At 67.1% G+C, this 11,256-nt stretch carries 11 protein-coding genes; all 11 read right to left on the bottom strand.

All coding sequences use genetic code 11. From position 1 onward, the window contains the following. Window positions 1–427 precede the first annotated feature (427 nt). Window positions 428–3,130, bottom strand: a complete 2,703-nt coding sequence (locus PIN01S_RS25290) for a CLIPPER-2 domain-containing protein (RefSeq protein ID WP_084339682.1) — start codon at window positions 3,128–3,130, stop codon at window positions 428–430. A gap of 491 nt (window positions 3,131–3,621) precedes the next feature. After that, complete coding sequence (locus PIN01S_RS26860; RefSeq protein WP_169715885.1) at window positions 3,622–3,783, bottom strand: hypothetical protein; 162 nt, start codon at window positions 3,781–3,783, stop codon at window positions 3,622–3,624. 87 nt (window positions 3,784–3,870) lie between these two features. Beyond that, window positions 3,871–6,039, bottom strand: a complete 2,169-nt coding sequence (gspD, locus tag PIN01S_RS25285) for a type II secretion system secretin GspD (protein ID WP_090257071.1) — start codon at window positions 6,037–6,039, stop codon at window positions 3,871–3,873. A 13-nt stretch (window positions 6,040–6,052) separates the two neighbouring features. Continuing rightward, window positions 6,053–6,610, bottom strand: a complete 558-nt coding sequence (locus PIN01S_RS25280; RefSeq protein WP_084339680.1) for a hypothetical protein — start codon at window positions 6,608–6,610, stop codon at window positions 6,053–6,055. Then, window positions 6,607–7,200, bottom strand: a complete 594-nt coding sequence (gene gspM / locus PIN01S_RS25275; protein WP_084339679.1) for a type II secretion system protein GspM — start codon at window positions 7,198–7,200, stop codon at window positions 6,607–6,609. The genes PIN01S_RS25280 and gspM overlap by 4 nt, the downstream gene beginning before the upstream one ends. Then, window positions 7,197–8,327: a PilN domain-containing protein gene (locus tag PIN01S_RS25270; protein WP_084339678.1), complete on the bottom strand. Its 1,131-nt coding sequence runs from the start codon at window positions 8,325–8,327 to the stop codon at window positions 7,197–7,199. The genes gspM and PIN01S_RS25270 overlap by 4 nt, the downstream gene beginning before the upstream one ends. Then, on the bottom strand, window positions 8,324–9,268 hold the full coding sequence (locus tag PIN01S_RS25265) for a type II secretion system minor pseudopilin (protein WP_084339677.1): 945 nt from the start codon (window positions 9,266–9,268) through the stop codon (window positions 8,324–8,326). Before PIN01S_RS25265 ends, PIN01S_RS25270 begins: the two co-directional genes overlap by 4 nt. Beyond that, window positions 9,246–9,911 (bottom strand): prepilin-type N-terminal cleavage/methylation domain-containing protein, encoded by a 666-nt coding sequence (locus PIN01S_RS25260; protein ID WP_084339676.1) that lies wholly within the window; start codon window positions 9,909–9,911, stop codon window positions 9,246–9,248. Before PIN01S_RS25260 ends, PIN01S_RS25265 begins: the two co-directional genes overlap by 23 nt. Further along, entirely contained in the window at window positions 9,908–10,357 is a 450-nt protein-coding gene (gene gspI, locus PIN01S_RS25255) for a type II secretion system minor pseudopilin GspI (RefSeq protein ID WP_084339675.1), read from the bottom strand. The genes PIN01S_RS25260 and gspI overlap by 4 nt, the downstream gene beginning before the upstream one ends. Continuing rightward, window positions 10,350–10,829 (bottom strand): GspH/FimT family pseudopilin, encoded by a 480-nt coding sequence (locus PIN01S_RS25250; protein WP_084339674.1) that lies wholly within the window; start codon window positions 10,827–10,829, stop codon window positions 10,350–10,352. The genes gspI and PIN01S_RS25250 overlap by 8 nt, the downstream gene beginning before the upstream one ends. Continuing rightward, window positions 10,810–11,253 (bottom strand): type II secretion system major pseudopilin GspG, encoded by a 444-nt coding sequence (gene gspG / locus PIN01S_RS25245; protein WP_084339673.1) that lies wholly within the window; start codon window positions 11,251–11,253, stop codon window positions 10,810–10,812. Before gspG ends, PIN01S_RS25250 begins: the two co-directional genes overlap by 20 nt. Window positions 11,254–11,256: the final 3 nt, after the last annotated feature.

Here is an 11,256-nt window from a genome sequence, read left to right as displayed (position 1 = left end):
TTGCCAGAAGACTTGCAGAAGAGGTTGGGCCAACTCGGACGCCCCGTCAGGAGGCCGAGCGGAATCGTCGTGTAGGGGGACGAGCGGCATGGATGCCGCGAGAGGCGCGGTTGGCCAGGGATGGCCCTTCGTGCGGGGACGCCTAGTTCCGGATGCCGGGGCAAGCCCTCTTGGTTACCTTCTGGGGCGACTGCCAGAAGTAACTCGCCGGGGGGCGAAACAAGAAGTGTCTGCGTAACTCAGTAATCGGTTTGGCTCAGAGCTTTCTAGCAGCCCCGTCAGGTGCATGAGCAGAAGCCGCTGGGCGAATGAATTCGCCCCTACAACACTCTCTCCTCACCCCACAAAAAAAGCGCAGGGCACAGGCCCTGCGCTTTTCGTCTTTCCCCTCACCCGGCGCCCTCCCTGTCGCCGGGCTCAGGCGCGATCAGAACGAATTATCGTTCGGCAGATCGCATCCCAGGTTGTTGTCGGCATCCAGCGCCGCGGCCAGGGCCAGGATCGTTGCCCGATCCTTGGTGGCCAGGGCCGCGTTGACGTCGGCGATCACCGAAGCCGCCGTCCGTGGGTAATCCACGTCAGGATGGCTGGCGTTGAGCACCGCCGCGACCGCCGCGCGCAGGAGAATCTGCGCGGAGCCGAGCAGGTTGTTACCACCGGCATAGTTCAGCGCCTGGATCAGGCTGTTGCCGCCGAGCTGGTTGGCCAACTGGCCGCTGGGCAGGCTGAACACCGAACCCACGGTCTGGTTCGGGCTGTAGCCGGTCGGGCCCCAGCTGCCGGGGCTGTTCTTCCAGAAGCCCGGGGTGCAGCCTTCGCCTTCCGGCGGCGGCGGAACCTCGCAGGTGGCGTCCGCGCTGCTCGATACCGGCGAGCTTTCCACGGCATCTTCGGCGGTGGCCACCACGGTGTTGGTGTAGGAGCCGGCCAGGCTCGGCGTATAGGCGCCGTTGTAGTTGGCCGCGGCTCCCGGAGCCAGGTCACCGAGGTTGAAGGTCACGTCGTCCGAGGTATCCCCCGGCGTGCCGTTGTCGTCCACCACCGTCACGTTCAGCAGTGCCACGTTGCCGGTGTTGGTCACCGTGCCGTCGAACAGGATCGCCTGGCCGAAGGCCGGTGCATCGGTGCACTGCTTGGTGACCTCGATGGCCGGTGTCACATCCGCACTGCACGAAGCGGAGGCTTGCGCTTCCACCGGGCTCTGAGTCAGCACATCGGCACCGCTTGCGGTCACCGTATCGGTGGAGCTGGAACCACTGGCACTGAAGCTGCCGTTGTAGTTCGCCGACTCCCCGGGAGCGAGGCTGATCGGGCCGAGCACCGTGACGTCATCGCTGGTGTCGCCCGGCGTGCCGTTGTCATCCACCACCGTGACGTTGCCGAGGGCGACATCGCCGGTGTTGGTCACCGTACCGGTGAACAGCACATCGATACCCGTACCGCCGGTATTGATGTTCGCGCTGCACTGCTTAGTGACCTCGATGGCCGGTGTCACATCCGCTTCACAGGTCGCTTGCGCCGTCGCCTCGACCGGGCTCTGGGTGAGCACGTCGGAGCCGGTGGCGGTCACGGTGTCGGTGGAGCTGTTGCTGCCACTGGCACTGAAGCTGCCGTTGTACGGCATCGACTCGCCGGCATTCAGGGTGACCGGGCCGAGCACCGTCACATCGTCGCTGGTGTCGCCCGGCGTGCCGCCGTCATCCACCACCATGACGTTTTCCAGTGCCACGTTGCCGGTGTTGGTCACCGTGCCGTTGAACAGCACGTCGATACCCGCACCACCCGAGGCGATGTTCGCGGTGCATGCCTTGTCCACCGCCAGGGCCGGAGTGACGTCCGGCGAGCAGGACGCTTCCGCCGTGGCTTCCACCGACGTGCCGTTGCGATGGCCGACCGCGGTCACTTCGTCCGTGGCCGGGATGGACAGGGTGCTGTAGCTGCCGTTGTAAGGCTGCGACTCGCCCGGTTGCAGGGTGGCCGGTCCGAAGACCACCACGTCGTCGGCGGTGTTCGCGGTGCCCATGTCATCGGTCACGGTCACATCGAACAGCGGCAGGCCGCCATCGTTGGTCACGGTACCGCTGTAGTTGACCAGCACGCTGTTGCCGCCATCGCCCGCATCCACGGCTGCCGTGCACTGCTTGGTCACCGCGATGCTGCAGAGGTTGAAGTCGCCCAGCACGAAGTCCTTCAACTGCGAGGTCTCCGAACGCGACGAGCGGGTTTCCGCGAGGAAGCTGCTGAAGCAGGGAACATCGCCGCCAAGCAATTTCGACACGTTGATGCCGCCTTCGAAGAAGCTCTCGAAGGGAATGCCGGCAAAACCGTTCTTCGGTGTGTAAGGCCATTCCGGTGCGCCCGGCAGGTTGGCCACGTTGGTGATGGCGCAGGCCAGCTTGTTGCCCGAACCATCGCACTTGGCAGCAGCCGAGCTGTAGCGCTGGTCGAGGTTGGGGGCCACGTTGTCATGATCCAGGTCCAGCGGGTCCCACTCGTAGACCTTGATTTCCGGCTGGGCATTGGCGCCCTGCGGGTACTCGACCAGCACCAGCAGATCCCCCGGCACATACCCCGGCTGGCCTTCCATGCCCTGGCGGGCGACGTGCTGACCGTTGAAGCGGCCGTTGGCGCCCAGGGTGACATTGTCCTGGAAGAACCAGAAGCCGGCGAAGGCATCGCCGTTATTGGCGAAGCGGTCCAGCCCGAAGTAGATGATCAGGTCACCCGCCGCGTGTACCACCTGGCCGTTATGACTGACATCGGCCGGGTTGATGTAGGCCGTGGCATAGGCATTGGTGATGTCGTCCTTGTCCGGTACCGAGCCGTTGGTGTAGCGCCATTGGGTGACGTCGTTGACATCCTTGGATCCACCCTGGGTATAGATGGTGACCGGTGCCGGGTCCGACAGGATTCCGGTGAAGGCCACTGGCGAACCCGCCTGGTTGCCCAGGTGCAGGCTGCCCCAGTCATCGCCGGCTGCAGCGCCGTCGACCGTGTTGCCATCCAGTTCGAACAGTCCAGGCGGTGCGCCGTCGACGGCATAGACTCCAGCCGTGGACGCCATTCCCGCCACCAGAGCCGCACTCAGCAGACAGCGCGGCAACGATTGCAATAACTGATGCGTGTGCATAGCCATGCTCCTCCCCCCGGCTGGCCATCCCGCCACCGGGAGACGTTGGAACCGCGCAATGCCGGCCAGGGAATTCACTCCCCATACCTGAACCGGAACCCGATCCGTAGCGATTGCGCGGCCTGTTTGTCATCGCTTTTCCGGCGGCGTTGCAACGGCCACCGGACAAGGCGAACCGGAACCCCTCGGGATTCCTCGACCGACACGTATTCAATTACCGAGCCACACACATAAGCCATTGATAAAGAAGGTTTTTACCAGGAGAACGGAAGCCACCCGGAAGAACCTTTCCACCGGCCATACGGAAATCGCCTTCGACTGTCCATTCGCTGAAACACGCTTGCCCGCCGGGCACCCCCGATCAGGCGGAAAGCCCCGTGGTTATGGGCTTGCGGGCAATCGCCAGGCGGCACGGTTCGTTCGCGAGGTGATACAGGCATGAAAAAGGGCGCTGTCCTGCAGCGCCCTTCTCCGTCTCCAAGCCCGTTTCGTCATTCGTGCTGGCATCGTCGGTGAGCGGGCCGATGGGCATCCCACGGATGCACTCCGGTGCCCTGGGCGCTGGCGAGGTTGTTGAAGGGCACGGTGCTCGGTGTTCCCAACGAACCGAGGGTGGAGCTGCCGTCCGGCTTGTAGGTCTGCTTGAAGGCCACGGTTTCCCCGAGCCCCAGGCTGCCGGCGCACTGCGCATCGTTGCCGGTGTAGGAGCGAATTCATTCGCGAATGGCGGCGCGGCGGGGCTACAACTGCCGCCCCTGCCGCAGCCAGGCGTCCTGGGGCAGGCTCACGTCCTTGAGTTTGCTGCGGTATTCCCGGGTCACTTCGCGGGCTTCGTCGAGCTTGGTCACGGCCGTCGGCGTAATCATCACCACCAGTTCGGTGCGGCTCAGGCTCTTGCCCTTGCTGCCGAAGGCCCAGCCGAGCACCGGGACGTGGCGCAGGTAGGGCAACCCTTCGTTGGTCCGCCCGTTGTTCTCCTTGATCAGCCCGCCGAGCACCAGGGTTTCGCCGCTCTGGATGGCGACGCTGGTGTTGATCCGCCGCTGGGTGATGGTGGGCGAGTCGATGCCGGAGGTGGTGGTCGGCTTGACGTCGTTCACTTCCTGGGTGATTTCCAGGGCGATCATGCCGCCGGCATTGATCCGCGGCTTCACCTCCAGCAGCACGCCAGTGTCGCGGAACTGGATGGTGCTGGTCACCAGCGCAGAATCCTCGCCCACGGTGCCGCTGGTGTTGGTGGTTTCCGAGGTGCGCACCGGCACCTGGTCGCCGACGCGGATGGTGGCGGTGCGGTTGTCCTGCACCAGCAGGGTCGGCGAGGAAATCACGTTGATCTTCGAGTCGGACGCCAGCAGGTCGAGCAGCACCCGTGCGCCGGCGGCGTCGAACAGGGTCAGCGAGCCGGTGGGTGTGAGATCGGTCGGCGTGGTCAGCGGGAAACGACCCAGGGTGCCGCGCAGGGTCTTGCCGTCGATGGAATTCTTGAAGAACCACTGCAGGCCGTAGCGCAGTTCGTCTTCCAGGTTGACCTCGACGATGGTCGCCTCGACCAGTACCTGCAACGGCAGCACGTCGAGCTTCTGGATCGCCCGCATGACCTTCTCGTAGTCGATCGGCGAGGCCATGATCAGCAGGGCGTTGTTCTCGTCGTCGGCGATGATGCTGACCTCGCCGACTTCCAGGCTGGTGCCGTCGCCGCCGGGCGCCACCAGCACCGGCTCGGTACCGGCGGCCACCTCGCCCGCGGCCGGCACCGGTGGCGGCGCGACGTTGGGCCGATTGCCCTCGCCGGCGGGCTTCTGCCGCTCGAAGAGCTGGCTGAGAATCTCGGCCATGCGCTCGGCCTTGCCGTTCTGCACGTAGTAGACGTACATGTTCGAGCCCTGGCCGCCCTCGGTACGGTCGAGGCGCTCGACCCATTGGCGGGCGTCGTCGAGGTATTTGGCCTGGGGCGTGATCACCAGCAAGGCGTTGAGCCGCTCGATGGGCAGGAAGCGCACCATGCCGGCCAGTGGCCCGCTGGCGGCATCGCCGAAGATCGTCTCCAGCTCCTTGAGCACCACCCGCGCGTCCACCGTTTCCAGGCGGAACAGGCCGACGGACATGCCGCGCAACTGGTCCACGTCGAACACCCGCACGGTCTCGCGGATGTTATTCAGCTCTTCCTGGGTGCCGGCCACCATCAGCAGGTTGCGCCGCTCGTCGACGTTCATCAGGCCCTTGGCCGGCTTCATCGGCTCGAGGATTTTTTGCAGCTCGCCCGCCGAGATGTAGCGCAGCGGCACCACCAGCAATTGATAGCCGCGCATGTCCGCGACGTGCAGGCGCGGCACCAGCGCCGCCGAGGGCGCGGCCTCGATCGGCACCACTTCGTAGAAGTTGCGCGACTTGACCAGCGCCGCGCCGTTGACCTGCAATAGCGTCTCCAGGGTCGGCAACAGGGCGTCGCGGGTCAGCGGCCGGCTGGTCTGCAGGTTGACCGTACCGGTCACGTTCTTGTCCAGCACATAGTTCACCCCGAGGATTTCGCCGAGGATGATCTTCACCACCTCGGCGATCTCCATCTGCTGGAAGTTGAGGGTGATCTCGCCCTCCTCGGACGCCGGCTCGGCGGCGTCGCTGCCGAGATCGACCAGGCTGCCGGAGCCCCGGTATATCTCCGCGCGCGGGCCGCTGGCGGTGCGCGCGGCCGGCAGCACGTTGTCGCGGCGCAGCAGCTCGGCCGGCGTCGGGCCGGCCGGCCTGGCCGAGGCGGGAACCGGAACCTCGGCCGGCGCGGCATCGTCGCCGCGGGCCCAGGGGTTGTCGAAGGTGGCGCGGTCGCTGCCGGGCATGGTCGCGCAGGACACCAGCAGCAGGTAGTAGCCGCCGATCTGGCAGGACCGACCGAAACGCGTGAAAGTCTTCATCTGCATGCTCCTCTCAGCCCTGCTTGGCCGGTTCGGCCGGTGCCGGCTTTTCCGCCGGCGGAGGCTGTTCCCCGCCGGTCGCTGGCGCGCTCCGCTCCGGCTGGTCGGCCGCCGCCGGCAGGGCCGGTGGTGTCTCCGCAGCGGTCGGTTCGCGCAGAATCATTTCCACCTGGCCGATGTCGTTGCCGAGCAGCACCTGATCGCGCTCGATGCGCTCCAGACGCCAGTCGTCCACCAGCACCATGCCCACCTCCAGGCGCAGCCGCTGATCGCCCTGGCGCTGGCTGAAGGTCGCCAGCTGGCGGCCGTCCTGCAGCACGATGCCGGTCAGGCGCCAGGCTTCGCGCAACTGCCTAGCGTCGAGGTTTTCCTGGGCTTCGCCGAGCAGCACCGGCGGGCGGCGGGTGCTGCTGAACAGCGGTCGTTCGAGCATTTCGCGAAATTCGCCGAAGGGCGGCGCCCCCGTGGCGGAGGCCGTGTCCGGCGTGGGCGGCGGTTCTTCGGCCCCTGCCAGGGCGGCCAGCGCCAGACCGCCGAGCAGCGCGCGCCGAAGATACGGAAGCCGGCTCATGGCTTGGCCTCCTTGGCGATGAACGCCTTGACGTCGAAGCTGATGTCCAGCGACGGCACCGCCTGGAGGTCTTCCGGCCGGCGCAAGCGCTGCATATCGACGCGCGGGTTGCTCAGCACCACCAGGTTCTCCACCAGCAGCAGCGGCTCGTGGTAGGCAAGGTCATAGAGCAGGCGCACCAGTTGCTCGTTCTCGCCGCGCATGTGCACCTTGAGCCCCACCGCCGGGAGCGGCGATTCGGCTTCCGCCCGGCTGACGATCTGGGTGCTCACCACCTGTGCGCCCACCCCGCCGATCAGATGCCCGATCAGTTGCTGCAGGCCGGCGCCGGCCAGCGCCGGGCGACTCTCCGCCACCACCAGGCGGCTCATCGGATCGCTGCGCTGCAACCCGGCCAGGCGCGCTTCCTGGGCGGGCAGTTCGTGGGCCAGGCGCTGGTAGACCTCCAGGCGGTGGCTGAGGCTGTCGATGCTTTCCTCGTCGCTGAGGAAGCGCTCGACCAGCGGGCCGAGCACCAGGCCGATCACGGCGGCGAGCAGCGCCAGGAGGATCAGCAGCGCCAGCAACTGGCGCAGACGCAGCGGGATCATGGTGTCCCCTCCCCCGGCGCTCGGCGCTCGGCAACCAGGCTGAAGCGGTCTCTCTGGGTTCGCGGATTGCTGGTGACCGGCGAGGCGAAGCTGACGTTCTGCAGCATCCGCGACTGTTCGAGCAGGCCGATCAGCGCCGACGCCTCGGTCGATTCGCCCTCCATCCGCACCCGTTCGCCGATCAGCTCGAAACGGCTGAGCCAGGTACCGTCCGGCAACAGTCCGGTCAGCTCCTTGAGCAGCAGCAGGGGCTCCGTGGCGCGCATTCGCTGTGCCTGGAGATAGTCGCGCCCGCTTTCCAGGCGCTGTATGTCGTCGCGCACTTTCGCCGCCCGCTCGGCCACCGCCTGCGGTCCGCTCAGCGCATCGTTCAGGCTGGCGGTCCGCTGGCGTTGCAGCAGCAGCGGGAAGACCACCAACAGCGCGACGATCACCAGGCCGGCGATCGCCTGCAAACGCGGATTGCCGCGCCAGCGCCCGGAGCGCCCGCGACGGCGGCTGCCCGGCAGCAGGTTGACCGCATCGCCGCTCCAGCGCCCGTCGTCATGGCCGAGGGTCACCAGCGAGGGCCGCACGCCAAGGCTGTCGAGGTGCTTGAGCAGACCGTCCAGGTATTCGCGCAGGACCACCAGCAGCTCCACCTGGAGGCGCTGGCGGGCACGGTCGCGTTCGAGGATGCGGTAGCCGAAATAGACCTGCTCGCTGCTGAACGGGGTGTGCCGGTCCATCTCGAAACGCAGCACGTTTTCCAGGCCGCTCTCGGTGGCCGACGGCAGGCCGATGACCTTGCGCAGCACCTTTCCGGGTGGCAGCAAAAGGATCACCCGGTCGGCCTTCGGCGCGCGTTCGAGCAGGGTGGCGGCGAGGGTTGGCGGCCATTCGCCGTCGGCGCCGAACGGGCTGCTGATCGCCGTTTCGGTTTGCGTGTAGGTACCGCAACGGATGTCGCAGTGGCTGTCGTGCAGGGCGATGAGCAGGAGGTTGCCGCGGCGCCGCAGGCGCTCGCGCCAGGCCGGCGGGATCAGGCCGAGCAGTTCCTGGCTCCACCAGAGCCAGAAGCGTTGCGCCAGGGTGGTCAGCGAGCTGACCGTGGGGCCGAGCGCTCCCCATTGGACGTGGTTCGTCATGGAACGTCCCTTTTATCGAAGGAACCTTCAACAGTGATTGCCCCATCGCCCAGCGGAGCGGTCTGCAGGATATCGAAGCCTTGCCCGCGGCCGCGCAGATTGACCACTACCTGCTGCCCGACCCGTGCGCCTGCACCCACGGCTGTATGCGTAACGATAGAGTAGTTCACTCCCGGCGCATTGGGAGCCAGCAACCGCGAATCGACCCCGCCGAGCATCGGCGGACGCTGGCCGCTCTCGAAGTTCCGCCGGCGCTCTTCGATGAAACGGTCGACGCTGGCCGGGTCCACGCCGGGCAGCGCCAGCAGCACTTCGCGCGGCGCCACCAAGGGATTGATCTCGGCCTTGTTGGAATACAGGGTCAGCGCCGGCAACACCTGCCGGTACAGGGCCTCACTCATACCGAGCACCTTGCGCAGGTCCTCCAGCCGCTCGAATGGGCCATTGCCCGGACCGAGCAGGCCGGCCGCCTTGTACGCCTCCTCCTCGGCGCCCTGCGGCCGCACCAACTGGTCCTCGTCGCGCCAATCGAGCACCGCGTCGGTCAGGGCCAGGGCGGCCTTTTCATCCAGGCCCACGGACTGGAAGAGCCCCTGCAACAGCAGCGGATCGCCTTCGTTGAGGTCGATCTTGCCCTGCTCGTCGAACAGCGCGACCTCCACGCTGTAACCGTCGAGCGCCAGGGTCCGGCTGCTGCCGTCCGCCAGCCAGCCGGCACCGTCCGCCTGCATCAGGCTCCACAGGCCCCAGCTCACCCCCGCGTCGGCAGCGAGACGGGCGCCGGCGGCCAGGCGCAGGTTTCCGGCCAGTTGCAGCTCGGTACGGCTGCCGACGGAGAGGTTGAGCGCCAGCAGCGACACCAACACCAGCAGCCAGAGCACGCTGACCAGGGCGACGCCGCCGTCGCGGCGGGCGATTTCAACGGCTGCCGAGGATCGCATGGGCGCGCTCCCGGGGTGCCACCACCAGCTCTCCCACCGCCTCGCCGCGGCGCTTGGCCGGCGTGAGCCGGATCAGCATCGGCAGGTCGCCGCGCTGACGCCATTCCGTCAGCCATTCGCTGCCGCGTTCCGCGCGCGGGTCGAGGTAGGCGAAACGCCAGGCCCTGGGCATGCCATCGAGCAGCACCCGTGGCTCGGCGCTGTCGACCAGGGTCTGCTCCAGCAGCGCCCAGTTCAGCGTCTGGCGCTCTTCGAACGGCAGGTAGCGCATGAGCAGGCGCCAGCGCAGACCCTTGGGCGTCAGTTGTTTTTCCTGGGCGAATTGAATCCAGTAAAGCCGCTCGCCCTGGTCCAGGGCCGGCAGGCGCGCGACGAAGAGCAGCGTCCCCTCGTCGCCCCGGAAGGCGGCCTGGGCCACCTCTTCGTCGTCGGTCACGCTGAACGGCACCGGGCTTTCCAGCAGCCGGCGCAGCAGGGATTGCGACAGCGAGCGCAGTTCCATCGCCTGCTGCCGGGCTTCCGCCCGCTGCCAACTGTCCAGGGTGATCTGCAACCCACCGTAGGCGAGCATCGCCACCAGCGTGGTGAGGGTCAGGGCGACCATCAGCTCGATCAGGGTGAAGCCCTGCGCCCGGCGTTTCATGGCGTCTCCCGGACCAGGCGGATGGTGCTCAAGGTGACCCGCTCGCCCGGACGCCGGCCCCAGCTCACCGAGACACGAATCTGCCAGGGCGCGATGCTGTAGCGCTCGCCGGCCTCCTGATTGTCAAACCGGAACGGCTCGATCTCGCTGCGCCAGCGGTAGCCGCCGCTCAGCCGTCCTTCCTGGGTGCCGTGGTCTTCCGGACGGAAACGGGCGATCACTTCCACCAGCCGGGATTCGGCCAGTTGCAGGGCGACCTGGTGCCGCTCGGCCCGCCCGAGCACGTCGAGCCCTTGGGAAACGATGCGCATCAGCACGGCCATGCTCAGGGCGAGAATGAGGAAGGCGACCAGCACTTCGAGCAAGGTGAAGCCGCTTTCCTTGACAGGCCGTTGAGAAACTACTTGCGTTGCCGATACTGCATTTTCCAACGGCCTGTTATTCATCGTCGTCCGCCTTGGCCGCACTGCGCAGCACCCGGCCGCTCAGCCAGTCGACCTCGATCAGTTGGCCGCGCCCTTCTTCGCCCTCCAGGCTGAGGCTGCCGCCGGACGAGTCGCCCTGTGGATAGAAGAGGATGTGTGCGCTGCCTGTCTGCTCGCTGTCGCCACCGGGGCCGCCTTCCAGGCTCAGAGTCAGGTGCGCCGGCAGGCGGTAGGGCTGCTCGCGGTAGCTCAGGCGCAGGCCGCCGGTCTCGGCGTCCTGGCTGACCGCCACCGGTGCGCCGCTGAGGATCGCCTGGCTGCGCGCATGCCGCAGCAGCGCCGCCACCTTGCGCCCTTCGGTCTCCAGTTGGAGGCCCGGCAGCAGCCGCTGGAACGCCGGGCCGACCAGACCCATGGCCAGGCTGGCGACCACCAGCACCACCAGCAGCTCCAGCAGGGTGAAGCCACGGCTGTCAGTCCCAACTGTGCACATCGCGGTTTTCCCCGTCGCCACCCTCGCGGTTGTCGGCGCCCAGGCTCCACAGGTCGAACTCGCCGTGCTCGCCCGGCGAGCGGTACTGGTAGTCGTTACCCCAGGGGTCCTTGCGGATCACGCTTTTCTTCAGGTACGGGCCGTTCCAGTTGTCCAGGTTGCGCGGCTTGGTGATCAGCGCCTCCAGACCCAGTTCGGTGGTGGGGTAGCTGCCCAGTTCCAGGCGGTAAAGGTCCAGCGCGGCGCTCAGCTCCTGGATCTGCAACGCCGCCGCCTTGGTCTTGGAGCCGCTCAGTTGCTTGAACACCTGCGGGCCGACCAGGCTCGCCATAAGGCCGAGGATGACCAGCACCACGAGGATTTCCAGGAGGGTGAAACCCGCGTGACGGCGGCACGGGGACGAGGGGCGCGGTTCAGGGTTCATGCG

The organism is Pseudomonas indica NBRC 103045, assembly GCF_002091635.1.
GTDB classification, from domain to species: Bacteria; Pseudomonadota; Gammaproteobacteria; order Pseudomonadales; family Pseudomonadaceae; genus Pseudomonas_M; species Pseudomonas_M indica.
This window is presented reverse-complemented; position numbering and strand designations above follow the sequence as displayed.

Excerpts from the sequence above, each read along its gene's own strand:
- PIN01S_RS25290 (WP_084339682.1), bottom strand. The coding sequence starts at position 3,130 with ATGCACACGCATCAGTTATTGCAATCGTTGCCGCGCTGTCTGCTGAGT.
- gspD (WP_090257071.1), bottom strand. The coding sequence starts at position 6,039 with ATGAAGACTTTCACGCGTTTCGGTCGGTCCTGCCAGATCGGCGGCTAC.
- PIN01S_RS25280 (WP_084339680.1), bottom strand. The coding sequence starts at position 6,610 with ATGAGCCGGCTTCCGTATCTTCGGCGCGCGCTGCTCGGCGGTCTGGCG.
- gspM (WP_084339679.1), bottom strand. The coding sequence starts at position 7,200 with ATGATCCCGCTGCGTCTGCGCCAGTTGCTGGCGCTGCTGATCCTCCTG.
- PIN01S_RS25270 (WP_084339678.1), bottom strand. The coding sequence starts at position 8,327 with ATGACGAACCACGTCCAATGGGGAGCGCTCGGCCCCACGGTCAGCTCG.
- PIN01S_RS25265 (WP_084339677.1), bottom strand. The coding sequence starts at position 9,268 with ATGCGATCCTCGGCAGCCGTTGAAATCGCCCGCCGCGACGGCGGCGTC.
- PIN01S_RS25260 (WP_084339676.1), bottom strand. The coding sequence starts at position 9,911 with ATGAAACGCCGGGCGCAGGGCTTCACCCTGATCGAGCTGATGGTCGCC.
- gspI (WP_084339675.1), bottom strand. The coding sequence starts at position 10,357 with ATGAATAACAGGCCGTTGGAAAATGCAGTATCGGCAACGCAAGTAGTT.
- PIN01S_RS25250 (WP_084339674.1), bottom strand. The coding sequence starts at position 10,829 with ATGTGCACAGTTGGGACTGACAGCCGTGGCTTCACCCTGCTGGAGCTG.
- gspG (WP_084339673.1), bottom strand. The coding sequence starts at position 11,253 with ATGAACCCTGAACCGCGCCCCTCGTCCCCGTGCCGCCGTCACGCGGGT.